Genomic DNA, 26,318 nt, shown 5'->3' with positions numbered 1-26,318 from the left:
CCCGGCCCACATACCAGGGCGGCCTTACCCTTCCCCTGCCGGAGCCACCCCATGCCCCTGTCCATGTATCAGGCCTCCATCCCCGTCTTCATCCGCATGATGGGCAACCTGTCGGCGATCCTCGACAAGGCCGCCGCCTATGCCGAGGCGAAGAAGATCGACCCGTCCGTGCTCATCAACGCCCGGCTCGCGCCCGACATGCGCCCGCTGTCCTTCCAGGTGCAGACCGCCAGCGACATGGCCAAGGGCTGTGCCGCCCGTCTGGCGGGAATCGACGCCCCCAGCTTCCCGGACACGGAGAGCACCTTCCCCCAGTTGCAGGAGCGCATCGCGAAGACGATCGCCTTCCTGCGGACCGTGACCGCGGAACAGGTCGACGGCAGCGAGGAGCGCGACGTCGTCCTCAAGCTGCGCGGCCAGGAGACGCGCTTCAAGGGCCAGCCCTACCTGCTCACCTTCGTGCTGCCCAACTTCTACTTCCACCTCACCACCGCCTACGCCATCCTCCGCCACAACGGGCTGGACATCGGCAAGGCCGACTTCACCGGCGGGCGCGGGTAAGGTGTCAGACAGTTCGAACGAACCCCGGTCTGACAGGGCCACCGCTTCGCGCTCCCTGAGAAAGTCCGAAGCCCGTCAGAACCACCGCATGACCTGCTCGAGTCCGCGGGCGGTACGCCGCCCCGGCGCCGAGAGCAGGCGGGCGTGCAATGGTTACAAGGTGGGAAATTCCGTTCCAGTAGAAAGGCCAGGGTGAAGTAACTCCTCCGGTCACCCGAGGTAGCGGACTTCCCTCTCGTTCCAAGGGCTTGCACAGGGAGTCCCTGCCCTGGGGGGTGGGTGGGCCACGCTTTGCACAAGCAGCCGGGCGGAAGGAGTTCTCCGCGTGTCCGCCCGTTCCCGCTCCGCTGGTTTCACCCTCGTCGAAACACTCGTCGTCGCCGCCATCATTGGCGTCCTGGCGACACTCGCGAGTCTCGCGGTGTTCCACGGCACCACCCGCGTGCGGGTGAGCAATGCCGCCTTCGAGGTGGGGGCGCTGTACACCGCCGCACAGATGCGGGCCACCAGCATGGGCGTGCCCCACTACGTCGTCTTCCATGACGACGGCTCCGAGTTCGGCGTGTACCTGCTCGAGCGCGCGGACTCCGTCGGCGTCTTCAACTGGGCCAGCGAGGACGTGCTGAACGCCGCCGGCGTGGGCGGCGTCCGCCACGAGCAACTGCGGCTCTCCAACGAGGGCGGCCTGGGCTTCCTGAACATCGGCGCACCGCGCACGGAGCTGCGCACGCTGCCCGCTCCCTTCTCCGCCATCCCCCTCACCCCGTCCGGCCCGGACCGGCTGCTGGGCGGCTGCACCTTCTGCACCGAGGGCACGGGCGGCGCCCGGGGCGTCATCCGCTTCTCCCCCGATGGCACCGTCCGCTTGATGACCGGCGGCACGGACGCCGGGGGCGTCATCGCCTTCGCCCCCGAGTCGGGCAGCGGCCAGTCCAGTCCGCCCCGCTGGGTCGTCATCGCCGCTCCCGCCGGCGCCATCCGTGTCTACTAGGAGGAACTCGTCACCATGTCTCCGACTCCCCGCGCGAAAAGCGCACGTGGGTTCAGCCTCATCGAGGCCATGGCGGCACTCGCCATCTTCTCCATCGGCCTGCTCGGCGTGCTGCACATGAACGTGCTGGCCAGCCAGCAGAACGGGCTCGCCCGGCGCCAGTCCACCGCCAGCAAGGTGGCCCGCGACCTGGTGGATGCCTTCGAGCGGCTGCCCTATGAGCACACGCTGCTCTCCTCCGAGAGCACCATCGACCCGGCGGACCCGCGCTTCGCGAGCTTCGACGAGACCGATGGCCGGGTGAAGCTGGCGGACGCGCTGGCGCTCGTCGGCGAGCGGCCGCTGCGCGGCGCACGCCGCCGTGAGCACCGGGAGCGGCACCGGGCCCATCTACGAAGTGGCCTGGCGGGTGGCTCCCGTGAAGGGCGCGGACGGGGACACCGAGGCCCGCCGCATCCTCGTCATGGTGCGCTTCCCCACCACGGCGGGCGCCTTCAAGCAGGTCAACGTCTGGGCGGTGAAGGCCAACCCCCAGGCCATGGGCCGGGGCGCCGCGGCCATTCCGGAGATCTGACCATGCGCGCGCCTCGCCGTCCTCACGGTTTCACCCTCATCGAGCTGCTCGTCGGCACCGCCATCGGCGCCCTGGTGCTCACCGGCATCGGCCTCGTCTTCGTCTCGCAGGCCTCGCAGTACCAGGCCCATGCGAGCCGCCGCGCGGTGCAGTCCAGCGTGCGCCAGGCCATGGGCTTCGTGGAGCGGCACGTGCGCCACGCGGGCTACGGCGTGGACCCGGACCGGGCCATCCTCGCCTATGACTCCTTCGACGCGCACAGCAACACGCGGGGAGTGGGCTACCCGGACGGCATCACCGTCCACGCGCGCGACCTGTACTTCCGCCGCCGCGCCACCACGGTGGGCACGGACTTCCTGCGCTTCGACGCCGAGCTCCAGCGGCCGCTGCGCAAGGGGGAGATCCTCCTCGTCCTCTGCCCCGGTGCCGTGCGCTATGCCTACGTGACGGTGGGCGAGACGGCCCCCGCCAGGGCCACCTCCGTCCGGCTGGACACCACGCCCGCGCCGGTGGATTCGCCCGCGGGGCCTCCGGGCGCGCTCTTCCGTGAGCAGGCCACGCTGGGCGAGGCCTGCTTCCACGACTCGGAGTCTCCGGTGGTGGTGCGGGTGGAGCGCTCCAGCTTCTACGTCACGTCCTTCGACGATGACGGCGACCCGGCCACCCCCGGCGCCACGCCCTACCTCATGCTGCACCGAGGGGCGGACACCAACGGCGACGGCACCATCGACGGCGCCGATGCCACGCCCCTCGCCGTGGGCATCGAGCAGCTCCAGGTGGCCTACATCCTCAACACCCTGGGCGACACGCCGCCGCCGCTGGTGGGCGTGGACGACGACGTGCCCTGGGGCGAGACGTGGCACATCGCCACGCCCGAGCTGGAGCGGCCGCGCCTGGCGGACGCCTATTCCTCGCCCCGGCGCCTCGGCTCGCACCCGGCCAACATCCGCCAGGTGCGCCTCACCCTCGTGGCGCGCAGCACCCGGGCCGACACGCAGCGCCGGGGGGATGACGTCCTCCTGCCCGGGACCCTGGGCACCGAGGGCCCCGCCCTCCCCTCCGGCACGCCCACCTGGCGGCAGCTCGAGAACCTGGGCACCACGCCCGCCAGCGGCTTCGACCCGCGCGGCGGCGGCTTCTCCCGCGCCGTCATGCGCGGCTCCATCGCTCCCAAGAACCTGTTGATGCGCTCCCAGTTCACTCCCGTTCACCTGGGAGGAGGTTGAGCCCATGCATTCCCGTCCCACCGGCCCCCGCGGCATGGCCCTCGTGATGGCGCTCCTCGTCGTCGTCCTCGTCACCCTGCTGGTGGCGGGCGCCATCTCCTTCACCGGCACCGAGCGCAATGCCTCCGTGCTGCAGACGCGCGAGGACTCGCTCTCGGCCTGCACCCAGGCGGCGCGCAACCTCTTCCTCGCCCGCCTCCGGGTGCTCACCCCCGCCAGCACCGCCCAGGTGCGGCTCGACGACGCGCACGGCCAGGGCCTCATCCGCGCGGGCCACTTCACCGGCTCGACGCCCGCGCCCACGCTGACGCATGTGGAGCGGCTGCCCGCCAACGCCGTGGGCGCCTCGCGCGACGCGGCCCGCGACATCAGCAACACGCTCGGCGACGCCGCCGAGGGCGCCTATTGGTACTCCGTGACGGCCCTCTGCCAGGAGTACCCCGGCGGCCCCGAGCGCGAGGTCGAGTTCGTCATCCGTGTCGGCCTTCAGTAGCCCCTCCCCGAGGACTCATTCCATGAACGCCCGGAGCCATCTCCGCCGCCTGTCCGCCACCGCGCTCCTGCTCACCTCCGCGCTGGCCGCCGCCGCCACGCCGGGGGACTCCACCGGCAAGGCCGCCTGCTGCCAGCTCACCACCTCGCTCGCCGCCGAGGCCCTGCGCGGCCAGGACATCACCGGTGACGAGCGCTTCTTCATGAGCGAGGGCACGCCGCCCAACGTCCACTTCCTCATCGACACCTCGGCGTCCATGCGCGAGCTGCCCCAGGTGCAGGAGGGCAACCACGAGGCCTTCTTCGCCGCCGGGGACGGCTGCTCCAATCCGGACCTGCTCGCGATGCAGGCCGCCAACGGGTGGAACCCGGCCGTCGCCTACCCGGTGCCGGACGCGGACCACCCCGGCCTCTTCAAGGACGACAAGTTCTACGCGTACATGTTCTGGGAGGACCTCAACACGCCCACCTCCCAGTGGAACACCAAGGAAGAGGTCTGCGCCTACCAGCACCCGGCGAGCGCGGACCCCACGCGGGCGCTCTACAACGCGTGCCTCTCGTGCATGCAGACGAAGGGCTTCTACAAGCGCCCCGGGGCCACGGGCTCGCGGCCGGGCACGGATCCGCGGCGCTACACGTATGCCTTCTCGGGCCGCTTCCTCAACTTCAACCCGCCCAAGTACGTGACGGCGAAGGCGGTGCTCAAGGGCATCCTCCGGGACATGCGCCAGGTGCGCGTGGGCATCAGCTACTTCGACGCGGACAACTCGGTGCACGGCGCGCTCATGTCCATGCCGCAGGGCCCCACGTGCGAGCAGCTCAACGCGGACCCGCGCGCCTTCGACACCGTGCGCCCCAGCTACCTGGCGGCCGTGGACGCGCTGCGCTTCAAGGCCGCCACCCCGCTGGCCGAATCGCTCCTCAACGTCGGGCAGTACTTCTCCTCCAGCAACGCCGTCTACACGGACGTCTTCGGCTTCGACTCCAGCTTCCTCAAGAGCGGCTTCCAGAACGCGCTCCTCTCGGCCCCGGAGCGGAGCTGGTGCTGGGGCTGCCAGGCCACCTCCATCGTCATCGTCACGGACGGCGAGCCGAGCGCGGATGAGCACGTGCCGGCCGGTACCCTCGAGGAACTCAATGGCGGTGCGGTGGAGTGCCCCGCCTCGGAGCCCTGCCCGGAGGACGCGCTGCACAAGCTGGATGACGTGGCGAAGCTGCTGGCCACGAAGGACCTGCAGACCGGCGCCACGGTGGGGGACTTCGACACGGGCGGCCGGCAGAGCCTCACCGTTCACGCCATCGGCTTCGGCATCAACGCCAACATCCTCAAGAACGCCGCCCGCGTGGGTGGCGGCCTCTACTACCAGGCCAACGACGGCGCGGGGCTGAAGCAGGCCCTGGAGGACATCATCGCCAACGTGAACCGGCGCTCCACCTCCTTCTCCGCGGCGTCCACCTCCGGCGCGCAGCTCGGCTCGGCGAGCGGCACGCTGGTGCCCCGCCTGCGCCCCGGCCGCGACCGGGACGAGCCGTGGCGCGGCTACCTCTACCGCTACAAGCTCGCCTCGGAGCTGCTGCTCGGCTGCAAGGCGGCGCTCGCTTCCGCGGGCGGAGACCCGGCGGATCTCAACGGGGACAAGGACTGCGAGGACGTCCACCTCATCGACATGGACGGGGACGCCGTCGTGGAGAACGAGGTGGGAGACTTCGTGAAGCTGAAGGACCGGCTGGTGCCCGCCAAGCCCTTCTGGGAGGCGGGCCAGAAGCTCAAGCCCTCGGCGGTGGCCTCGCAGCGGTGGAAGACGCGTGACATCTACACCCTCGTGGACAACGGCGGCGCCTCGGGCGGGCCGGACGGGAAGCTGGACTCGCACGACACGCCGGTGGCCTTCACCGAGGCCAATGCCTCGGCGCTGCGCGAGTACCTCGGCATCGGCGCCAGCGGCTGCACCGTGGCGGGCGAGAAGCTGGGCCCGGACGACTGCGCCCGCGCCGTCATCCGCTACTACCGGGGCGCCGACGTGCTCAACACGGACAAGACGCGGCGCGACTTCGACCGGCCCTTCCTGCTGCATGACATCTTCCACTCGGCGCCGCAGACCGTGGAGCCGCCCATGCCCCGGGAGTTCTGCGGCTTCTCGCCGCAGTGCCTGCAGACGCTCTACGCCGGCCGCACGGAGCAGAAGAGCTACACGGAGGCGAGCACGGGCCGCACGCGTGACGCCTATGACGAGTACGTGGCGCGCCACGAGCAGCGAGACCGGGTGGTGCTGGTGGGCTCCAACGGCGGCATGCTGCACGCCTTCCACAACGGCGCCCGCACGGGGAAGGATCCGCTCACCGGCCTGCCGCGCCACGACGAGGGCACGGGCGAGGAGCTGTGGGCCTTCATCCCCCCGGACATGCTGCCCAAGCTGCTGCCCAAGCTGGGCCAGCACGGCTGGTTCGTGGACGGCACCCCCATGGTGCGCGAGGTGTGGCTGGACGGGGTGGGCACCGGCGGAGACGCGGTGGCCGACGGGAAGAAGCAGGCCAGCGAGTTCCGCACCGTGGCGGTGGTGGGCTCGGGCACGGGCGGGGTGCACCGCTTCGCGCTGGACGTGACGGCGCTGCTGCGCAGCCCGGGAGCGGGACAGCCGGGCCGCGCTCCCAGCCAGCAGGGGGACTTCCTGTGGATGTGGCCGCAGCCGTGTGACGCGCTCGCGCTCCAGCTCGGCGAGAGCGATGGGCACTTCGCGCCCCGGCCTCCGCCCATCGGCCCGGTGGCCATGGCGGACCCGGACGGCCCGTGGCGCGTGGCGGGCAAGCCGGCCCGCGAGGAGTGGGTCGCCTTCTTCAATGGCGGGTATGACCGCTCGCTCAGCCGGGGCCGGGGCCTCGCCATGGTGGACATGAAGACGGGCGAGACGCTGTGGAGCTTCTTCCACGGCGACGGCAGCGCCCGCTCCGAGCACCTGCGCCACCCCTTCGCGGCCAGCGTGGCGATGATGGACATCGGCGGCGAGCTCAGCTCCAAGCCGGATGGAGACCTGCTCTTCGACACCGCGACGGTGGCGGACTACGGCGGCCAGGTGTGGACGGTGCGCTTCTGGCAGCCCGGGGAGCGGCCCGCGGCCGGAGGCCCGGTGAACAACTGGTTCGCCGCCCGCGCCTTTCAGGTGAAGGCCCCCGGCCCGGACGCCGTGCGGCCCGCCTTCAGCTACATGACCTCCAACACGGTGCAGCCGGACACGGGCTACCTGCGCACCTTCGTGGGCACGGGGGACCGCTACAACCTCGCGGAGAGCGCCGGGACGACGTGCCGGCTCTCCAACCCGCTGGGGTGCGCGCAGCTCGGCTGCCGCGCGAGCCAGACCGTCACCGTGGAGCGCGGCGGCTCGACGCTCTGGAGCGCCAACACCACCTACGACAACTACACCTACACCCCGAGTACGCCCACCACCGGGGCGGCGGGGGCCACCTGTGGCTCGACGAAGGTGTCCCTGGCCTGGGATTACGACGCGGCCAACGGCTGCTCGGCGAGTACCTCGGGGCGGCTGGAGTACACCTGTGACGGCACCGGGTGCCGGGCGACGAAGGACGACTGGGTACCCGTGGCCGCGACGAAGCCGCTGCCGGCCACCAGCACGAACCGCTTCTACGGCTTCTGGAGCTACGGGGTGAAGAAGGCGCGCACCTTCGACACCGCGGCCGCGGCCGCCACGTACGAGACCGGCCTGCTCACGGAGGACTCGCTGGTGGACGTGTCCCAGTTCGAGTCCGACGGGCGGGTGAAGGCGGGGGCCCGGGAGGCCGGCTCGCTGGAGGCGGGCTGGTATGTGCGCTACAGCGCGCCCCGGGAGCAGACGGGCAGCGGCACGGCCATCGTCAACGGGTGCGTGTTGTGGAACAGCTTCGAGCCCGGGGCCGGCGGGGGCATGTGCGCCGCCTCGGGGGGCCACAGCGCGCGCGTCTACCAGGCGGGCTTCGTGGGGGGCACGGCCGACTGCGCCGAGGGCTTCGCCACCGTCGCGGGCAGCACGACGGGCAGCCGGAGCTGGAAGCGCTTCGAGCAGCGGGACGTGGTGGCGGCCCCGGCGGATCCGGTGCCCCAGCGCGGCCTGGAGACGGTGGACATCCTCCTCAACGAGCCGGGCACGGGCCCCCGCCGGGTGGGGGTGTCCCTGGAGAACGAGGCCCTCCAGTCCCTCTACCAGCTCGAGCTGGACCGTTCCGGCCATGACTGCCGGCACGAGGCCACACGCTGCGAGTAGCCCGCAACCATTGATTCCGGGCGGGGGCTGGCGTAGGCAACGGCCCTCACTCATTTTCGAAGGATTTCAAGCAGATGGCCGAGAAGCTGGCACCGCGCGAGAAGGGCTTTTCCGAGTGGTATGTGGACCTGGTCCAGAAGGCGAAGCTCGCCGACTACTCGGACGTGAAGGGCTGCATGGTCATCCGTCCCAATGGCTATGCCATCTGGGAGAACATGCAGCGGGTCCTCGACAAGATGTTCAAGGACCTGGGCCACAAGAACGCCTACTTCCCGCTGCTCATCCCCGAGAGCTACCTGAAGAAGGAGGCCGAGCACGTCGAGGGCTTCAACCCCCAGCTCGCCGTGGTGACGCACGCGGGCGGCTCCAAGCTGGACGAGCCCTACGTCATCCGCCCCACCTCCGAGACGATCATCAACCGCAGCTTCTCCAAGTGGATCCAGAGCTACCGGGACCTGCCGCTGCTCATCAACCAGTGGGCGAACGTGATGCGCTGGGAGATGCGCACGCGCCTGTTCCTGCGCACCACCGAGTTCCTCTGGCAGGAGGGCCACACCTGCCATGAGACGGAGGACGACGCGGAGAAGGAGACGCTGCAGATGCTGGAGGTGTACCGGAAGTTCGCCGAGGACTACATGGCGATGCCGGTGATGACGGGGCGCAAGACGGAGTCGGAGAAGTTCGCCGGCGCGCTGCGCACGTACAGCATCGAGGCGATGATGCAGGACAAGAAGGCGCTGCAGGCGGGCACCAGCCACAACCTGGGGCAGAACTTCGCCAAGGCCTTCGACACGATGTTCCAGGGCCGTGACGGCAAGCAGCACCACGTGTGGCAGACGTCGTGGGGCGTGTCCACGCGCCTCATCGGCGGCCTCATCATGACGCACTCGGACGACACGGGGCTCATCGTCCCGCCGCGGCTGGCGCCCACGCACGTGGTCATCATCCCCATCGCCGGCAAGGCGACGGACGCGGAGAAGACGCAGGTGATGGAGAAGTCGCACGCGCTGGCCGCGGACCTGAAGAAGGCCGGCCTGAGCGTGGTGGTGGACGACGACGACACCAAGAGCCCGGGCTGGAAGTACAGCGAGCACGAGCTGATTGGCACCTGCCTCCGGGTGGAGCTGGGTCCCAAGGATCTGGCCAAGGGCTCGTGCGTGATGGTGCGCCGCGACGTGAAGCAGAAGGAGTTCATCCCGCTGGACCAGGCGGTGGCGAAGGCCCAGGACATGCTCGAGCAGATGCAGAAGGACCTGTTCGAGAAGGCGAAGAGCTTCCGGGACTCGCACACCTTCGAGGTGAACAGCTACGAGGAGATGAAGGAGAAGGCGGACACGGGCTTCCTGCTGGCGCACTGGAACGGGGACCCGAAGGTGGAGGCGCGCATCAAGGACGAGACGGGCCTGACCACGCGCAACCGGCCGTTCGCGCTGCAGCAGGAGCCGGGCAAGTGCGTGGTGACGGGCGAGCCGTCTCCGGGCCGCATCGTCTTCTCCAAGGCCTACTGAGGCCCACGGGAGGAAGGCGCCCCCATTTCCCCTCTCCCGCCGGGAGAGGGACGGGGTGAGGGTGCCACTCCTCCCGGGTTGAACCCCGCGGGCCCCCTCTGTCTCCAGGAGGGTAACGGCTTGCCGCGGGGAGTACGTCCTCCCGTGCTCGCCGGCATGAGCCCTTCCACTCTCATCACCGGCCAGCGCGTCAGGCGGATGCTGGTGCTGTCCCTCGTCGTGGCAACCGCCTGCTCGAATCGCGGACCAGGTCTGCACCCCGGGCTCCATGCTCCACCGGTTGGCGACCACGCCATGAATTCCCGTCGAGGAGGGCGGCTTGAGATATTTCAACCTGTCGGACGACATGCGCATCCTGGATCAATGGACGCTGGACAATCCGATGGAAGGGAACGGACAGGAACTCTGGCATGGACTGATGACCGACGGGCTGCCCATCTCGGTGCAGCAGCCAGCCCGCATCGGGGTGTATGCCCCCGGGCGCGCGCTGGAGTTCTCGACCACCGCGCTCAGCATCCCCATCATCCACGGCAGACTCAAAGCGATCTTCGAGCAGCTCGGGTTGGACGGCCAGATGCAGCTGTTCCCCATCACCGTCGAAGGGCAGGCAGATCCTCATTACGTGATGAACCTGCTCCGGGTCGTTCGCTGCATCGACGATGCGCGATGTGAGGAGGTCGCGTATCGAACCGTCGAGGACGGCTACGAGGACAGGATCGGCGAGTACTGCAACGTGGTCGGCATGCGCATCGACCCGAGCAAGGTGGGGGACGCCGAAATCTTCCGTCCATGGGGCTGGCAGATCGTCATCATCGTCTCCGAGCGGGTCAAGCGGGCCATGGAGCGGTCCGGCATCACGGGGGCGCGCTTCACGGAGGTCTGAACCAGGGGCCCCCGCTACCGCTGCGCGGCCCGGGCAAGACGCTCGGACAGACGGCGAAGGTGCTCGATGAGCTCCCTCGGCTCGTGCACCTCGAATTCGAACCCCAGCCACGCGAGATAGAACGCGAGCGCCTCGAGGCTGTCGGCGCCCGCGTGGACGAGGCAGCGCTCCGCATCCAACTCCTCGATGCGTCCCGCCACTCCGGACAGCTTCTCCGAGACCACACGCGCTGGGGCATGCACCGTCACGCGCGCGCGGAACCGGTACGCGTCCGTCGAAACCGATTGTGAGACGTAGGCGGCCACGTCCTCGGACGGCAGCGGGCGGGCATTGAAGGAACGCCCGGTTCTCGGCTTCGGTCCGATGCGGTCGACACGGAAGGTCCGCCACCCCTCCCGGTCGAGGTCGTAGGCGAGCAGGTACCAACGGTAGCTGGTGTGCACGAGGCGGTAGGGCTCGACGGAACGCTCGCTCGCCGCACCCTCCCGGCTGCTGTAGTCGAACCGGAGGAGCTCGGAGTCGCGGCATGCATTGGCGATCACCGCCAGCGCCTCCGCGTCGACCCTGGGCGCCGCGTCGCCGAGCCGCACGCTCACCGCCTGGAGCGCGTTCACCCTCCGCCGGAGCCTCTTCGGTAGCACCTGCTCCAGCTTCGCGAGCGCCCGCACCGCGGCCTCCTCCAACCCCTTCACCGGCCCGCTCGCCGCCACGCGCAGCCCCACCGCGACGGCCACCGCCTCCTCGTCCTCCAACGGAAGCGGGGGCAACTCCTTCCCGGCGCCCAACTGGTATCCCCCGCCGACCCCCCCGGCCGCATGCACCGGGTACCCGAGGCTCCTCAACCGGTCCACGTCGCGGCGGACGCTGCGCTCGGTCACCCCGAGCTCGCGCGCCAGGTCCCCGCCTCCCCAGAAGCGCCGGGACTGCAACAAGGACAGGACCTTCAGCAGCCGGGCGGACGTCTGGACCACGGGAGGCCTCCTCTCATCGCGGACCGAATCTGTCCGCGACCCTTCCTACCTTCTCTTCATCAACGGGGCGAGCCGCCGAGGCCCGCCCAGAACCCTGGAGCATCCCGCCATGAGCCACTCCGCCTCCGTGCAGCCCCCCACCTCCCCTGGCCTCCGGACGTACAAGGGAAGCTGCCAGTGCGGCGCCGTGCGCTTCGAAGTGGACTTCGACCCGGGCGAGGGGACGACCCGGTGCAACTGCACCGTCTGCACCAAGACCGCCTGGTGGGGCCTCAACGTGAAGCCGGGCGCCTTCCGGCTGCTCTCCGGCCGGGAGGTGCTGGGCGACTACTCGAAGTCCGAGGCCTCCCATGCCCGGTTCTGCAAGGTGTGCGGACTCCGCGCCTTCGGTCACGGCAACATCCCGGAGCTGGGCGGGGAGTACTACGCCGTGAACGCGAACTGCCTCGATGGCGCCAACCTCTCCGGCGTCCAGGTCACGTACCTCGACGGGCTCCACGACACCTGGGCGCAGCTCGCCGCCACGCCGTATGTGGATCCGTTCTCCGCCGCGATGCGGGCCTGAGCCCCATCTCCCTCACCCCGCGGCGCGAAGCACCTTGCCGACCGGGACGAAGGTGGCCACCGGCTCCTTCTTGCCCGCCACCGGCAGCGGCGCCGCGGCTTCGAAGTGGAACTCGCCACCGCAGCGCGACAGCGTCGCCTCGGACACGAGCATGGGCACGCCGGCCTTCTTCGTCAGCCCCTCGATGCGGCTGGCCAGGTTCACCGCGTCCCCAATCACCGTGTACTCGCGCCGCTGCTCGGGGCCCACGTCCCCCACGACGACCCGGCCCGTGTGGATGCCGATGCCAATGCGCAAGGGCTCCTCGCCCCGGGCATGGCGCTCGGCGTTGAGCGCTTCCAGTGCCTCCAGCATGGCCAGCCCGCACGACACCGCCGCCTGCGGGTGCCCGGCCATCTCCAGCGGCGCACCGAAGTAGGCCAGAATCCCGTCGCCGATGAACTTGTCGAGCGTCCCCCCGTGGCGGAACACCACCTCCACCATGCACGCCAGGTACTCGTTGAGCAGCCGCACCACCTGGGGGCTCTCCATCCGCTCGGACATGGAGGTGAAGCCCCGGATGTCGGCGAACAGCAGCGTCACCTCGCGGTGCTCCCCCCAGGACTCATTGGTGCCGCGCTCGGCGATGCGCCGGGCCACCTCGGGCGAGAAATAGCGGCCCAGACGGTTGCGCCGGGTTTCCTCCCGGCTCACCTCGCGGACGAGCCCGCGCACCTGCCGGCTGGCCATGGAGGAGATGGCCGCGACGATGAGCAGCACCATCACCACCCCCGAGGCCCTGTTCACCGTGAGGAACCCCAGGCGGGACATCAACACCAGTTGCAGGACGCACGCGAGCACGGTGGCGGCGCCCACGCTCTCGTACGAGTCGCTCAGGGTCGCGACCCCCATCACCATGCAGCCGGCGACGCAGACCGTCAGTCCGACCGCGAACGCACTGTCGGGCGAGGAGTCCATCCCCAGGTACTGGATGAAGAAGAAGAGCGGCATGTCCACCAGCAGCAGGCCGAGCTCGGGCCGCCGGAGCAGCACCGGGAGGAACCCGCTCCCCAGCCAGAGGCCCACCGCCAGCAGCAGGTGGAAGGACACCGCCGCCAGGGGCACGCTCCAGTCGAACAGGAAGGCCACGAGCCACCAGGCCAGCACCGCCTGGACGCGCAGGCGGTGCGTCCAGCGCCCCACCCTGGCGTGCTGCGCATCGAACCGTTGCTGGATGAGCTCGTCGAGACTGGATGAATCCGAGGACACGCTGGGTCCAGGGTAGACCACCCGCCGCGCGCCCGCCACCCACTGGGGGCCCAACCCTCCCCCGCCCCGTCTCACCCCGCGGCGCGAAGCGGCTTGCGAGACGGGACGAAGGTGGCCACGGGCTCCTTCTTGCCCGCCACCGGCAGCGGCACCGCGGCCTCGAAGTGGAACGCGTCGCTACACCGCACGCGCGTGGCATCGGACACGAGCAGGGACACGCCGACCTTCTTCGTCAGCCCCTCGATGCGGCTGGCCAGGTTCACCGCGTCGCCGATCACCGTGTACTCGCGCCGCTGCTCGGGGCCCACGTCTCCGACGACGACGCTGCCCGTGTGGAGGCCGATACCAATGTGCAAGGGCTCCTCGCCCCGGGCGCGGCGCTCGGCGTTGAGCGCGTCCAGGGCCTCCAGCATCGCCAGCCCGCACGACACGGCCGCCTGCGGGTGCCCGGTCAGCTCCAGCGGCGCGCCGAAGTAGGCCAGAATCCCATCGCCGATGAACTTGTCGAGCGTGCCCCCATGGCGGAACACCACCTCCACCATGCGCGCCAGGTACTCGTTGAGCAGCCGCACCACCTGGGGACTCTCCATCCGCTCGGACATGGAGGTGAAGCCCCGGATGTCGGCGAACAGCAGCGTCACCTCGCGGTGCTCCCCCGAGGACTCATTGGCGCCGCGCTCGGCGATGCGCCGGGCCACCTCGGGCGAGAAGTAGCGGCCCAGGCGCGTGCGGTGCGTCTGCTCCTGGGACACCTCGAGCACCAGCTTGTACATCTGCCTGCGGGTGTACGCCGCCGCCACGGCCGCCATGACGAGCACCAGGGCCACGCCCGGGAGGTTGTCCGCCACGCTCCGGCCCGTGCGCTGCACCAGCGCCGTCTCCAGGCCGATGCCCAGCAGGGTGGCCAGGGCCAGGCTCACGCGCGAGCCGCCCAGCAGCGCCGTCATCATCACCAGGATGATGTAGATGCCCACCGAGACGCCGGCGATGACCTCGCCGTTGGAGGAGAGGGCCACCGCCGGAGCCTGGATGGCGAAGACGGCAGGCATGTCGAGCAGCGGCACGGCGAGGTGCGGCCTGTGGCGGAGCAGCGGGACGAAGCGGGCGCCCGCCCACAACGCCGCCGCGAGCAGCACGTAGGCGGCCACGCTCGTGAGGGGCACGGTCCAGTCGAAGACGTACGCACAGGCGAGCCAGCCCAGGGCACCCAGCGCGCGGAAGCGGTACACCCAGCGGCCCATCCGCACCCGCTGTGCGTCGAGCCGCTGGCGGAGGATGTCGTCGAGAACGGACTCGGTGAGCACGGACCTGGGAGGCTAGTCCAGCCTCCGCGCGTTCTCCAGATGGCGGCCGGGTGGACTATTCTTGGAGGTCCAATGGCGAGCTTCGGTCACGTAGCGGTGGGCATGGCACTCGGACGGCTGGGGGCCGGGGAGGCGTCCTCGAGGCGCCTGGGCGCCGCCATGGTGGGGATGTCCGCGCTGGCCATGCTGCCGGACGCGGACGTCATCGCCTTCGTGCTGCGGATTCCCTACGCGGCGACATGGGGACACCGGGGGGCCTCGCACTCGCTCTTCCTCGCGGCGGTGGTGGCGCTGGGAGTGGCGGCCGGGACGCGGCTGGCGCGGGGGCCGGCCCTGAAGGCGGGGCTGCTCACCCTCGTCGCCGTGGGCAGCCACGGCCTGCTGGACGCGATGACCACGGGGGGACTGGGCGCGGCGCTCCTCTGGCCACTGGACGACACCCGCTACTTCCTCCCGCTGCGGCCCATTCCCGTGGCCCCCATCGGCGCGGGCATGCTCTCCCAGCGCGGCCTGTACGTCGTCACCGTGGAGCTGCTCCTCTTCCTGCCCTTCTGGGCCTATGCACTCTGGCCGCGCCGCCGGGCCGCCCGGCCGGCCCAAGGATGACGCCATGCGCCTCTTCGTCGCCGTCACACTGGGGGAAGGCATCGAGTCCCAGGCCGCGGCCGCCCTCCCGGGCCTCAAGGCCCTGGCGCCGCATGCGCGCTGGGTGCCCACGGCCAACCTGCACCTCACCCTGAGCTTCCTCGGGCAGGTGGAGGCCGAGCGGCTGCAACCCGTGAAGGACGTCCTCACCCGCGTGGGCCCCGCGCACGCGCCGCTGGTGCTGACCGTCGAGGGCGGGGGCGGCTTCGGCTCGCCGGCCCACCCCCGGGTCCTCTGGGCGGGCGTGGGCGGGGACACGAAGGCCCTGGGAGCCCTGCAGGCGGACGTGGCGGAGGGATTGAGGCCGCTGGGCTTCGAGCCCGAGCACCGCGAGTACGCCGCGCACCTCACGCTGGCGCGGGCCAAGGTGCCCCGGGGAGACCGGCAGCTCGCCGAGTGCGTGCGCGCGCTCCAGGGGGCGAAGTGGGGCGAGGCCCGGGTGGACCGGCTCGTCCTCTTCGAGAGCCTGGGCGGCAAGTACCACCCCCGCGCCGAGGTCCCCCTGCGCCGCTGAGCCCCTGGCATCCACCGTGCACGGAGAGCCGGCGAGGCGCGGCGTTCGCGCCCGAAAGGACCGGGTTTCCATGCGTTGGCTGAAACTGTCGCTGCTGTCGCTGTCGCTCCTGGCCCACACCGCGGCCGCCGCACCACGCCCCCTGGAGGGGACGCTGCGGACGGGGGATCTCGTCTTCCACACCTCGCGCTCGCAGCAGTCGGCGGCCATCCAGGCGGCGACGGACAGCCCCCTGTCGCACGTGGGGCTGGTGGAGGTGACGCCCGCCGGAGTCTTCGTGGTGGAGGCGGTGCAGCCGGTGAAGCGGGTGCCTTTCGCGAAGTGGAAGGCCCGCGGAGTCAATGGCCGCATCCTGGTGCTGCGGCCCGAGCAGCTCCCCGAGGACAAGCGGGAGGCGGCGGTGCGGGAGGCGAAGCGGCACCTGGGCAAGCCGTACGACTGGCACTTCGGGTGGGATGACCGGGCCATGTACTGCTCGGAGCTGGCGCGCAAGGCCTACTCGGCCGCCGCGGGCGTGGACTACGGGAAGCTGGAGCGCCTGGGCACACTGAATGTGAAGAAGCTGGGGCCCGCGCTCCGGCAACGCTATGGCGGAAAGGTGCCCGTGGACCTGGAGCTCATCACCCCGGCGAGCCTCGCCGCCGACGAGCGCCTCACGGTGGTGCATACGGACTTCCCTGGAGTCCGCTGAAGGCCCAAATGGAGGCATAATGGGCGGCAATGCCCCCGCGTCTCCCGTTCCTCTTCACCCTCCTGGCCCTCCTCGTCACCGGCTGCCGCGGCAATGACGGGGCGGTGAAGCTCACCGTCTCGTACTCGGGCTTCAAACCCGGCTGCATCCGGGTGGGCGTGAAGGACGCACAAGGCCCGGGCGAGCCGCGCACCATGGAGCTCTCGGGCAAGGGCGCACCCACCGGAGGCATGGTGACGGTGGCCGCCTTCCGCGAGGCCGGCTGGGGCACCACCCTGACGGTGACGGCCGAGGCCTTCGAGACGGACTGCTCGGCCACCGCGGTGGCCGCCACCTCCGGGACGGTGACCGTCAACCCAGGCGACGTGGCCGAGAAGGAGCTGAAGCTGGAGGCCACCGACAACGACCAGGACGGGTACGTGTCCAATGCCAACCCCGGCGGCACCGACTGTGACGACAGCAACACCGGCGCCGGGCGCCACCCGGGCGCGCAGGAGGCTCTGCAACGGCCGGGACGACAACTGCGACGGCACGGCGGATGACGGGCTGGCCCTGAACACCGACTGCACGGGCGCGGGTGGCTGCGCGGGCAAGCGCGTCTGCGGCACGGATGGAGGCGTGGTGTGCAACAGCCCCACGCCCACCGTGCTGTACGCCGACAGCGACCTGGACACCTTCGGCGCGGCGGACGCGAGCGTGATGAACTGCGGGCCCACCCGCCCCGGCTACGTGGCCAACTCGACGGACTGCGACGACACCCAGGCCAAGGTCTACCCCGGTGCCCCGGAGCTCTGCGACACGCTGGACAACAACTGCAACGGCACCAGGGACGAGGGGTTCACCCTGGGCACCAGTTGCAGTCCGGGCCAGAACTGCCCGGGCATCACCGCGTGCGCGGCGGACGGCGGCACGCAGTGCACCTACGTCACCGAGCCCATCACCTACTACCCGGACGAGGATCTCGATCTGCGCGGCAAGGCGGACGCGGGGGTGCTGACCTGCACGCCGGACGCCGGCTACATCGACGCGGGCGGCGACTGCGACGACGGCAACCCCTACACGTACGCGGGCGCTCCCGAGCTGTGCGATCAGACGGACAACAACTGCGATGGCACCTCGGACGAGGGCGACGTGTGCCCGGGGAGCGGCCCGGGATGGGTGAACCAGTCGACGGGGAATTCGGACACGTGGCGCTCGGTGTCCCTGTGGGGTGATGGTGGCGTCTGGGTGGCCGGCAGCGGCAATCGCCTGCGGCTGCGTGCCCCCGGGCAGACCAGCTTCCAGGACCTCAACGGGCAATGCTCGGGTGACTGGTACGCGGCCTGGGCCCACCCGGTCTCGGGAAGCGTCACCCTCGGCGGAACCAACCGCGCCATCAGCATCCGCACCGCGGCCGGTCCGGGCTGTGCCTACAGCGGAACCGAAGCCACGGATACCGATGTGCGAGGGCTCGTTGGCATCCCCCTGCCCGATGGAGGCCTCGAACTGCACGCCGTGGGCCAGTCCCGGAGCGAGTCCTTCGACGGGAAGCTGCTCTGGTGGAATGGCGCCGCCATCACCTTCGACCCTCCCCCCGCCGTGGCGCCCATCTGGGACGTGCATGGCGTCTCGCGCGACGCGCTCTTCGCGGTCGGTGGCTATGACACCACCCTCGGTGCATCCGTAGGCGCTCGCATCTACCGCTTCAAGAGCAACAACGATTGGGAGACCGAGTCCGTCCAGAGCATCACGGACGTGGATGACAAGCTGCGCGGCATCTGGGTGGTGAACCCCACGCTCGCCTACGCCGTCGGGGAGAGCAGCTCCGTCCTCATGTGGTCGAAGGGGACCTGGAGCAAGCACCCGGCGCCTCCGGGCGAGGATCTGCTCTCGGTGGTCGCCTTCGGGAAGAGCGCCATCTACGCCACCACGGCGAGCGGGAAGGTCTACCGGTACAACGGAAGCACCTGGAGCGCGCTGCCCGGCCTGAGCACGGGCAACCCCCTCAACGACATCGCGGGCACTGGCCCCGATGACCTCTGGGTGGTGGGTAACAACGGGCAGATCTACCACTGGCCGCGGTGAGCGCGGGGCCTCAGGAGGGGCGCACGGCCACGACGAAGCGCCGGTGGAACAGGAAGGGCGTGCCGTGCGGAGCCGCCGGGTAGTCCTGGCGCAGCAGCGGCCGGAGGGTCTCGAGGAAGGCCTGGTCCTCCCCCGGGCCGAGCGCCGCGAGCACCGGCCGCAGCGTCGTGCCGAGCAGCCACTGCAGCACGGCGTCCTCGCCGGGGAGCACGTGGAGGTACGCCGTCTCCCAGGCATCCACGGAGAGGCCGAGCCCGGCGAGGTGGGACTCGTAGAAGGCGAGTGACTCCGCGTGCCCGCGGCGCACGGAGGCGAGCGCGGGGGCGAAGCGGGGCAGCGCGCGCACCTCGTCGATGCGCCGGTGCGAGGGCTCCTCGAAATTGGCGGGCACCTGGAAGGCGAGCACGCCGCCTGGAGCGAGCAGCCCCACCAGCCGCGAGAGCAGCGCGCCATGGTGCGGCAGCCAGTGCAGGGCGGCATTGGAGACGAGCACGTCGAGGGGCGCGGCGGGCTGCCAGCGCGCGAGGTCGGCGAGCTCGAAACGGACGCGCTCGGGAGCGGGGCGGCGGAGGGCCTCGGAGATCATCGGCTCGGACGAGTCGACGCCGGACAGGCGGGCCGAGGGCCAGCGCTCTGAGAGGGTGAGGGTGAGGTCCCCCGTGCCACAACCGAGGTCGGCGACGAGCCGGGGCGAGGACACCGGCACCCGGGCGAGCAGCTCGAAGAAGGGGCGCTTGCGCGCGTCGCGGAAGTGCTCGTACTGCTGAGGATCCCACATGGCGTGCCTCCGCGAGGTCCGGGAGCGGGTGGCCCGGCGGAGGACGGCATCATGCCGGGCGGCCAGGACACGCGGGCACCGAAGCCACGCGTGTCCTGGTGAGGAGGGACTACCGGCGCGGCGTGGGGGTGCCGGCGTCGGTGGCGGGGGTGCCCGTGCCGGCGTCGGTGGCGGGAGTACCCGTGCCGGCGTCGGTGGCGGGGGTGCCCGTGCCGGCGTCGGTGGCGGGGGTGCCGCCGTCCGTGGTGGCGGAGGTGGCCGGGGTGGCCGGGGTGATGGCCGGCGGCGGGTTGATCAGCGCGAGCGAGGTGAGGAACTGATCGGCCTCGGGAGCGCCGATGCTCGGGTTGTAGAGGACGAGCAGGGTGTAGAGCCGCGGCCCGACGAGGAAGTTGCGGGCGCGCACCTCACCGGCGTCGGAGGAGACGGTGAAGGCCTTGCCGGCATAGCCCTGGAGGGTGATGTCCTCCTCGGCCTTGACGGTGCCCTTGAGCTGGTTGACGAGGCCGTTCTTGCCCTCGTTGAGGAAGGCGGCGGCGGGGTTGGCGGCGACCACCTTCTCCGGGTAGTCGGCGGTGCTGATGGAGTAGAGGACGCCGCTCGGGTGGCTGACGGTCCAGGCGGCCGTCGTCACCTTGCCGCCGGGGATGGCGACCTCACCGCGCTGGGGCTCGGGAGTACCGGGGAACATCACGGTGAAGCCCTCGGGAGCCTCCAGCTTCTGGAACTGCACGGGGGGCCGGGCCTCGTCGCCGGAAGTGGCGCCACCCTCGTTGGGGACTTCCTCGACGGAGGAGGAACCACCGGCGGTGGTGGCGGCATCCTTGGTGGCGCAGGCGGCGCCAAGCAGGGAGATGGTGACAAGGGCGGCGAACAGTCGGGACAGCGATGACATATGTGCGAGTCCTGAAGGTTGGGGGTGGAAAAGGGATGGCGGCGGACCCTACGACGAGTCCACCGCCGGTCGCTACGGCGGAGTATTGGGAGTGACGGCTTTCGCGAGGTTCAATCCGTCCTCCATCAAGGGCACGACGTGATGGGCGTAGCCGGGTTGCCGGTATTGCGCGAGTCGTGCTGGTACTTGGGCCACGGGGCCGAAGTGTCCAGGCCACGGCTATCGACGACGAAGGCGTACAGCTTGCCACCCGCGGGCACGTAGAGGACGCCAAGATTCTCGGCACGCGCAACCCCCGCTCCATCGCGGGCACAGTCGAGCGCAGGCGAAATCGAAGTGGGTCCAATACCACTGGCCAGCGTCCAGTGATTGCTGAAGTCGTCCGTGGACCACTCTCCGACCAAGCCCGTTCCCTCAGTCGCAGCATAGAGCACGCCACCACGTCCAATTACAGGGGCCCCCTTGAAGCTGCCAACTCCAGCCTGAAGGGTGTTGAGCGTATTCCCACCCAACGGGACAGCAGCCAGTCCTGCCGAGCCAGGCGGATTCGGCAGGTTCTCCGAACCGAAGAAGACGACATTCGCCGATCCGACAGAAAGCTGGTTGATGAACATGTCCGTCGTAGAGGGATAGCGCCAGGGAGGTGACGCTACGCCGCCAATCTTCGGAATCGAGAACAGCTGCCCCTGATCAGAGAACGAGCCACCGTTCGCCCCAACGACATCGCTTCCGACCAGTGCCAATGCGTTGATGGGGAAATTCGTCGATACGGGCCAACCCGATCGCGCGGTTGTTGAGCCAAGCTGGTAGCTCGTCATCCGCCCCGATGCGTCAGCGAAAAAGACCGTATCTCCCTCGATCACCAGGGGCCCTACGCCACTGCTGTTCACCTGGCTGCGGGCGATGGGATCGGTCGAATTGCAGACCGTTGCAGCGCCCTCTGGCCGGATTGCAAGCAGGGCTCCTACAATCCCGGTAGGACCTCCTACGTTCACATTCACGACCCCCAGTGCGGTTTCGACCGAGGTGCCCCCAGTTGAAATCTGCGTCAGGACGAGACTGCTTGCGATCTGCCCCTTATTGACATCACAGCGGACAACCTCAGCACCAGTGCTCCCATTGAATGCAACCAACGAGGCCAAAGTACTGCTGGGATTGACACCAACGTAGACATTTTCCACGCCTGAATTCGAAGCGCCTACCGTTGGGCCACTGACGACAACCCCCGTGACTGTCTCCCACTGCTTAGGACCATCAGGATTGAGGGCAAACAACTTACCGTCCGTTCCTGTCGTCGTCCCAAAATAGATGAGTCCCTGCTGGCTGATGGCTGGCGTGGACTTGATAACTCCTGTTTGTACATCAAACGCCCACTTCCAGCGCGTGACATTGACGGTTGCGGCGCCACTACCTGCATTGCCGACCGTGTCCTCGCCCTGCACATTGACGGTCATCGTGCTGCGGAAGGCATCAAAGGGAGGCTCCCGCAGATTCAACTGAGCCACGCCGCAGAAGCCCGCGTCACAGGCTCCGCTCAAAGGAGTGACCGCAACCGCCGGTGCGCTTCCTCCGTCCGTGCCCACCAACGTGACCGTCACGGAGCCCACGTCCAAGTGCGGCTCGTTCGTCCGAATCTCCACCGGCACGACCTGATCGCGGCGCCACGCCGTAGCGAACCCCGGTTCTGGATCCGCGTACGTCGTCCCCCCATCGGCCACGCCCGCATCCGCAGGGGGCACGAACACCGCGAAGGAAGGCCCCGTCGTGTCCACCGACAGGCGCACCATGGCGCTCGGAACTCCAACCTCCGGGTATGCCGCCGTCAGGAGGAACTCGCCCTCCCCGGGCGGCCTCCACTGCGTGGTGTATACTCCCCCGCTCCCCGTCACCGTGCCCAGCGAGCCACCCGGCCCACCGTCGCTCGCCTCCACACTGAAGGTCAGCGTTTCAGGGAAGATCTCCGCGAACCCGGTGCCCACGCTCAACCGGGCCTGCACTGCCACCGGACCCGCCCCCAACACCGAGCCACCCAACGGCGTCAGCTCCAGGCCCGTGTACCGTGGCACGCAGACGTTCGATAGCGTGCACGCCTCGACCGCCGAGCAGGCGGGCTCGCACGCGCCGCCCTCCGCACTCGCCGAGAAACACAACTTCCGCTCCAGATCGCAGACGCCACCACCCGAACAATCCGCGTCCGACTCACACACGCGAAGCGGTGCGGTGCAGCCCGCGAGCGCTCCCAACAGCAGCACCGTTCCGAGGACCTTGCGAAGCATCACGGTCATCTCTCCAAACCCATTTGACGGCCCACCTGTGGTGGATAGCATGGTGCCCCTACTCGCGGAAGTTGCACTCCCCTGGCCATCTCCACCCGATGACCGTTCCGCGACCGACCTGTCCCTTCTCGAGGGGTCCACCGTGACATCTCCTTCCACCCCGCGGCCCCTCCTCCTCGCGCTCGGTCTCCTGCTCGCTCCCGCCGCCTCGGCCCAGACGGACTTCGTCGCCCTTCACCCGTGCGCCATCGTCGGGGAGAAGGACAAGAACAAGGTCCAGGACCACCAGACCACCTGCGCCACGGAGATCGCCCGCGGCGACGTCCAGCTCGTGCCGTCCGACCAGGTCCGCGCCTTCCTCGACAAGGAGCCCAAGAAGTCCTGCGCGCTGGCCAAGAAGCCCTCCGAGTGTCTCGGCAGGCTCGCCACCGCCACCCAGGCCAGCCGCGCCGTCCTCATCACCCTCGACCCCGGCCAGCTCACGCGCGTCTCCGGCCTCGTGGTGAACCCCCGCGGCGAGGTCGTCGACCAGAAGAGCATTCAAATCCGCAGCCGCGGCCAGCCCCAGTCCGAGCTCGTCCGCACCGCCATCACCCGCCTGCGGGAGCAGCTCAACCTCGTTCCCCTCAAGGTCACGCCCCTCGTCGAGCAGCCGGCGCCCCCGCCGCTCGTGGCGGCGGCGCCCCCGCCCGCCCAGGAGCCCACTCCGGGCACGCCGCGGGCCGAGGCGCCTCCCGTGACCTCCGCCCCGCCGGAAGCCCTCGGCGTGAGCCAGCGGGCCCCCAGCGGCGGGCGCACCTGGAAGACCCCCGTGGCCTATGCCTCCGCGGGCGTGGGTGTCGCGGCGCTCGGCCTCGCCGGTTTCTTCGCCATCAGCGGCAACAACGCCATGGTCGATTCCAACAGGCCCTACGCGGACAACCGGTACCCGCCCCAGAGCGAGCTGGCCAACATCAGCCGGCTGCGCGGCGAGGCCACCACCCAGCGCATCCTCGCGGGCGTGAGCACCACCGTGGGGGCCGCGCTCGTCGGCACCGGCGTCTACCTCTGGCTCAATGACCGGCCGGCCTCGCCCGCTCCGGGTGTCTCCGCCCTCTCGGTGGGTCCCGGCGGCGTGAGCATCCTCGGCGTCCTGCCCTGAAGCGAGGGCCCTCGGCTCGAAGCGGAGGACCCTCACCCCCGCCCGCTCCCAGGGGAGAGGGCGTGGCTACTCGCCCAGGTAGGCCTTGCGGATCTCCGGGCTGTCCAGCAGCGCCTTGCCCGGGCCCGCCATCACCACCTCGCCCGTCTCCAGCACATAGCCGTAGTGGGCGAAGTTCAACGCCAGGTGCGCGTTCTGCTCCACCAGCAGGATGCTCACGCCCGCGGCGTTCACGTCCTTCAGGTTGCGGAAGATGGTTTCCGTCACCTGCGGCGCCAGCCCCAGCGAGGGCTCGTCCAGCAGCAGCAGCTTGGGCCGGCTCAACAGCGCGCGGGCAATCGCCAGCATCTGCTGCTCGCCGCCCGACAGCGTCCCCGCCAACTGCTTGCGCCGCTCCTTGAGCTTCGGGAAGAGCCCGTAGCTCTTCTCCATGTCCGCCGCGATGGCGTCCGTGTCGTTGCGCAGGTAGGCGCCCAGCTCCAGGTTCTCCAGCACCGTCAGGTTGGGGAAGATGCCCCGGCCCTCGGGCGCGTGCGCCATGCCGCGCGGCACCAGGGTGTGCGCCTTGGCTCCCGTGGTGTCGTGCCCCTCGAAGGAGATGCGCCCGCCCACCGGCTTGAGCATCCCGCTCACCGCACGCAGCGTGCTCGTCTTCCCCGCTCCGTTGGCGCCGATGAGCGCCACCACCTCGCCCTTGCCCACCTTCAGCGTCACACCCTTGAGCGCCTGGATGGCCCCATAGGACACCTTCACCCCGTCCACCGTCAGCAGCGGCGCGAACTCCTGGCGCTCGCCCAGCACCTTCACCTGCGCCTCGCTCACGCCGCGCCTCCGTGCGACTCCAGGTAGCTGTCTCCCAGGTACGCCTCGATGACCTTGCGGTCGTTGCGCACCTCGGCCGGCGCGCCCCGGGCGATCGTCTCGCCATGGTCCAGCACCGTGATCTTCTCGCAGATGCCCATCACGAGCTTCATGTCGTGCTCGATGACGAGAATCCCCAGATCGAACTCGTCCCGGAGCTTGCGGATGAGCACCATCAGGTCCGCCTTCTCGCGGGTGTTCATGCCCGCCGCCGGCTCGTCCAGCAGCAGCACCTTGGGGCGCGTGCCCAGCGCCCGGGCGATCTCCAGCCGCCGCTGCTCGCCGTAGGGCAGGTTGCGCGCCTCCTCGTCGCGCCGGTGCGCCAGCCCCATCACCTCCAGCAGGTGCTCGGCCTGCCGCGTCAGCTCCCGCTCCTCGGCCTGGAAGCCCGGCGTCAGCAGCAGCGCCCGCCACCAGTCGCCGTAGTTGCGCACCGCCGCGCGGAACTTCGCGCCCGGGCCCACGCCGTCCGGGTGCAGCGCGCCCTGGCCCCGGCACGCCACCTTCACGTTGTCCAACGCCGTCAGCGCCCGGAACAGGCGGATGTTCTGGAAGGTGCGCGCCAGTCCCTGGTGGTTGATTTGATGCGGCAGCAGCCCGTTCACCCGCTGGCCGGACACGCGCACCTCGCCCTGGGTGGGCTGGTACACCCCCGTCAGCACGTTGAACGCGGTCGTCTTGCCCGCGCCGTTGGGGCCGATGAGGCCCTGCAGGTCTCCCTTGTGGATGGCGAGGTTGAAGTCCGAGAGCGCCTTGAGGCCTCCGAACTGGATGCTCACCCCCACGGCTTCGAGCAGCGGGCCGCTCATCACATCCCCTTCCGGCGGCGAGGAATCCACCGAGGCACGACCTCCCACAACTCCCTCGTGCCGAACAGGCCCTGCGGGCGCGACAGCATCAGCACCACCAGCAGCATGCCGTACACGGGCATGCGGATCTGATCCACCTGCTGCGCCAGGTTGCTCCCGGAGCCGAAGGCGGCGAAGGCCGAGCGCAGTGCCTCGGGCAGCAGCGTGAGGAACACCGCCGCCACGATGGCGCCCGTGGTCGAGCCCAGCCCGCCCAGCACCACCATGACGACGATCTCCATCGACTTCACGAAGGTGAAGGAGCCCGGGTTGATGATGGGGACGAAGTGGGCGAACAGCCCGCCGGCGATGCCCGCGAAGAAGGAGGAGACGACGAAGGCGCGCACCTTGTAGCCCGTGGTGTTCACGCCCATGGCCTCGGCGGCCACCTCGTCCTCGCGGATGGCCCAGAGGCTGCGGCCATGGCTGGAGCCCGCGATGCGCCGCGCCACCAGCACCACCAGGAACACCCAGAAGCCCACCATGGCCACCGAGGACGTCTGGGGGATGCCGCTCAACCCCAGCGCCCGCCCGAAGGCCTGGGTGTTCGTCACCGCCACGCGGATGATCTCCCCGAAGCCCAGCGTCACGATGGCCAGGTAGTCCCCGCGCAGGCGCAGGCTGGGCAGGCCCACCAGGAAGCCGGCCAGCGCCGCGGCGGTACCGCCCACCAGCAGCGCCAACACGAGGAACACCTGATCACTCACCGCCACCGGCAGGAAGGAGAGGGCCACGTCCTTGAGCGCCAGCGACGTCACGCCGGCCAGGTAGGCCCCCACCGCCATGAAGCCCGCGTGGCCGATGGAGAACTGGCCCGTCATCCCGTTCACGATGTTGAGGCTCACCGCGAGGATGACGTTCACCGCCATGATGGACAGCAGGTAGCTGGCGAACGGCGAGTTGCTCAGCAGCCACTCCAGCACGAGCAGCACCGGCAGGGCCATCAGCACGGGGAGGATGCCCCGGAGGGAGGCGGGAACCCCGGACGGGTTCCCGGAACCAGAAGAAACGGCGGATGCGGTTTGCATG

Annotated in this window: 23 protein-coding genes; 14 read left to right on the top strand and 9 right to left on the bottom strand. The window is 70.0% G+C overall.

The genetic code is table 11. From position 1 onward, the window contains the following. The first annotated feature begins 51 nt into the window (after positions 1-51). From ACN28I_RS35725 to ACN28I_RS35695, 7 genes are all read left to right on the top strand, one after another. On the top strand, positions 52-561 hold the full coding sequence (locus ACN28I_RS35725; RefSeq protein WP_420946373.1) for a DUF1993 domain-containing protein: 510 nt from the start codon (positions 52-54) through the stop codon (positions 559-561). Positions 562-886: 325 nt separating this feature from the next. After that, entirely contained in the window at positions 887-1,552 is a 666-nt protein-coding gene (locus ACN28I_RS35720; protein ID WP_420946372.1) for a pilus assembly FimT family protein, read from the top strand. Positions 1,553-1,567: 15 nt separating this feature from the next. Beyond that, positions 1,568-3,352, top strand: a complete 1,785-nt coding sequence (locus ACN28I_RS35715) for a prepilin-type N-terminal cleavage/methylation domain-containing protein (RefSeq protein WP_420946371.1) — start codon at positions 1,568-1,570, stop codon at positions 3,350-3,352. A gap of 4 nt (positions 3,353-3,356) precedes the next feature. Continuing rightward, the gene (locus ACN28I_RS35710) at positions 3,357-3,845 is read left to right on the top strand and encodes a hypothetical protein (RefSeq protein WP_420946370.1); all 489 of its coding nucleotides are present in this window, start codon (positions 3,357-3,359) and stop codon (positions 3,843-3,845) included. A gap of 22 nt (positions 3,846-3,867) precedes the next feature. After that, the gene (locus ACN28I_RS35705; protein WP_420946369.1) at positions 3,868-8,097 is read left to right on the top strand and encodes a pilus assembly protein PilY; all 4,230 of its coding nucleotides are present in this window, start codon (positions 3,868-3,870) and stop codon (positions 8,095-8,097) included. A gap of 74 nt (positions 8,098-8,171) precedes the next feature. Continuing rightward, positions 8,172-9,605: a proline--tRNA ligase gene (gene proS, locus ACN28I_RS35700; RefSeq protein ID WP_420946368.1), complete on the top strand. Its 1,434-nt coding sequence runs from the start codon at positions 8,172-8,174 to the stop codon at positions 9,603-9,605. A gap of 319 nt (positions 9,606-9,924) precedes the next feature. Continuing rightward, entirely contained in the window at positions 9,925-10,488 is a 564-nt protein-coding gene (locus ACN28I_RS35695; protein WP_420946367.1) for an imm11 family protein, read from the top strand. Between the two features lie 14 nt (positions 10,489-10,502). Here ACN28I_RS35695 and ACN28I_RS35690 read toward each other — a convergent pair whose 3' ends face one another. Then, on the bottom strand, positions 10,503-11,459 hold the full coding sequence (locus ACN28I_RS35690; RefSeq protein ID WP_420946366.1) for a helix-turn-helix transcriptional regulator: 957 nt from the start codon (positions 11,457-11,459) through the stop codon (positions 10,503-10,505). Positions 11,460-11,568: 109 nt separating this feature from the next. Here ACN28I_RS35690 and ACN28I_RS35685 point away from each other — a divergent pair, with 109 nt between their 5' ends. Beyond that, positions 11,569-12,024, top strand: a complete 456-nt coding sequence (locus ACN28I_RS35685) for a GFA family protein (protein ID WP_420946365.1) — start codon at positions 11,569-11,571, stop codon at positions 12,022-12,024. Between the two features lie 12 nt (positions 12,025-12,036). On the opposite strand, the gene ACN28I_RS35680 is transcribed toward ACN28I_RS35685, so the two are convergent. Together ACN28I_RS35680 and ACN28I_RS35675 are read right to left on the bottom strand one after the other, a co-directional pair. Then, a complete protein-coding gene (locus tag ACN28I_RS35680; RefSeq protein WP_420946364.1) occupies positions 12,037-13,272 on the bottom strand; it encodes an adenylate/guanylate cyclase domain-containing protein in 1,236 nt (411 codons plus the stop codon). A 71-nt stretch (positions 13,273-13,343) separates the two neighbouring features. Further along, positions 13,344-14,576 carry an adenylate/guanylate cyclase domain-containing protein gene (locus ACN28I_RS35675; protein ID WP_420946363.1) on the bottom strand — a complete coding sequence of 411 codons (1,233 nt, stop codon included), beginning with the start codon at positions 14,574-14,576 and terminating at the stop codon, positions 13,344-13,346. 72 nt (positions 14,577-14,648) lie between these two features. On the opposite strand from ACN28I_RS35675, the gene ACN28I_RS35670 reads away from it, so the two are divergent. From ACN28I_RS35670 to ACN28I_RS35650, 5 genes are all read left to right on the top strand, one after another. Beyond that, positions 14,649-15,182: a metal-dependent hydrolase gene (locus tag ACN28I_RS35670; RefSeq protein ID WP_420946362.1), complete on the top strand. Its 534-nt coding sequence runs from the start codon at positions 14,649-14,651 to the stop codon at positions 15,180-15,182. 4 nt (positions 15,183-15,186) lie between these two features. Continuing rightward, entirely contained in the window at positions 15,187-15,735 is a 549-nt protein-coding gene (gene thpR, locus ACN28I_RS35665; protein WP_420946361.1) for an RNA 2',3'-cyclic phosphodiesterase, read from the top strand. Between the two features lie 70 nt (positions 15,736-15,805). Further along, the gene (locus ACN28I_RS35660; protein ID WP_420946360.1) at positions 15,806-16,426 is read left to right on the top strand and encodes a YiiX/YebB-like N1pC/P60 family cysteine hydrolase; all 621 of its coding nucleotides are present in this window, start codon (positions 15,806-15,808) and stop codon (positions 16,424-16,426) included. 29 nt (positions 16,427-16,455) lie between these two features. Beyond that, entirely contained in the window at positions 16,456-16,968 is a 513-nt protein-coding gene (locus ACN28I_RS35655) for a hypothetical protein (RefSeq protein WP_420946359.1), read from the top strand. Next, positions 16,877-18,490, top strand: a complete 1,614-nt coding sequence (locus ACN28I_RS35650; RefSeq protein ID WP_420946358.1) for a MopE-related protein — start codon at positions 16,877-16,879, stop codon at positions 18,488-18,490. The genes ACN28I_RS35655 and ACN28I_RS35650 overlap by 92 nt, the downstream gene beginning before the upstream one ends. A gap of 10 nt (positions 18,491-18,500) precedes the next feature. Here ACN28I_RS35650 and ACN28I_RS35645 read toward each other — a convergent pair whose 3' ends face one another. The 3 genes from ACN28I_RS35645 to ACN28I_RS35635 all read right to left on the bottom strand — a co-directional run bounded on the left by ACN28I_RS35645 (position 18,501) and on the right by ACN28I_RS35635 (position 22,439). Next, entirely contained in the window at positions 18,501-19,268 is a 768-nt protein-coding gene (locus tag ACN28I_RS35645) for a methyltransferase domain-containing protein (RefSeq protein ID WP_420946357.1), read from the bottom strand. 109 nt (positions 19,269-19,377) lie between these two features. After that, positions 19,378-20,163, bottom strand: coding sequence for a hypothetical protein (locus tag ACN28I_RS35640; RefSeq protein ID WP_420946356.1), 786 nt, complete (start codon positions 20,161-20,163; stop codon positions 19,378-19,380). 125 nt (positions 20,164-20,288) lie between these two features. Continuing rightward, positions 20,289-22,439 (bottom strand): PQQ-binding-like beta-propeller repeat protein, encoded by a 2,151-nt coding sequence (locus ACN28I_RS35635; RefSeq protein WP_420948784.1) that lies wholly within the window; start codon positions 22,437-22,439, stop codon positions 20,289-20,291. Positions 22,440-22,581: 142 nt separating this feature from the next. Between ACN28I_RS35635 and ACN28I_RS35630 the strand changes: the two genes are divergently transcribed. Further along, positions 22,582-23,580, top strand: coding sequence for a hypothetical protein (locus ACN28I_RS35630; RefSeq protein WP_420946355.1), 999 nt, complete (start codon positions 22,582-22,584; stop codon positions 23,578-23,580). Between the two features lie 66 nt (positions 23,581-23,646). Here the strand turns inward: ACN28I_RS35630 and ACN28I_RS35625 are convergent, their stop codons facing one another. From ACN28I_RS35625 to ACN28I_RS35615, 3 genes are read right to left on the bottom strand one after another with little or no spacing between them, the layout of a single operon-like run. Beyond that, entirely contained in the window at positions 23,647-24,402 is a 756-nt protein-coding gene (locus ACN28I_RS35625) for an ABC transporter ATP-binding protein (RefSeq protein ID WP_420946354.1), read from the bottom strand. Further along, positions 24,399-25,250: an ABC transporter ATP-binding protein gene (locus ACN28I_RS35620; RefSeq protein ID WP_420946353.1), complete on the bottom strand. Its 852-nt coding sequence runs from the start codon at positions 25,248-25,250 to the stop codon at positions 24,399-24,401. Before ACN28I_RS35620 ends, ACN28I_RS35625 begins: the two co-directional genes overlap by 4 nt. Continuing rightward, positions 25,250-26,317, bottom strand: coding sequence for a branched-chain amino acid ABC transporter permease (locus ACN28I_RS35615; protein ID WP_420946352.1), 1,068 nt, complete (start codon positions 26,315-26,317; stop codon positions 25,250-25,252). The genes ACN28I_RS35620 and ACN28I_RS35615 overlap by 1 nt, the downstream gene beginning before the upstream one ends. Position 26,318: the final 1 nt, after the last annotated feature.

Source organism: Archangium gephyra, assembly GCF_049060025.1.
GTDB lineage: Bacteria > Myxococcota > Myxococcia > Myxococcales > Myxococcaceae > Archangium > Archangium gephyra_A.
Note: the sequence above shows the minus strand (reverse complement) of the source record. Positions and strands in the feature narration are given on the sequence as shown.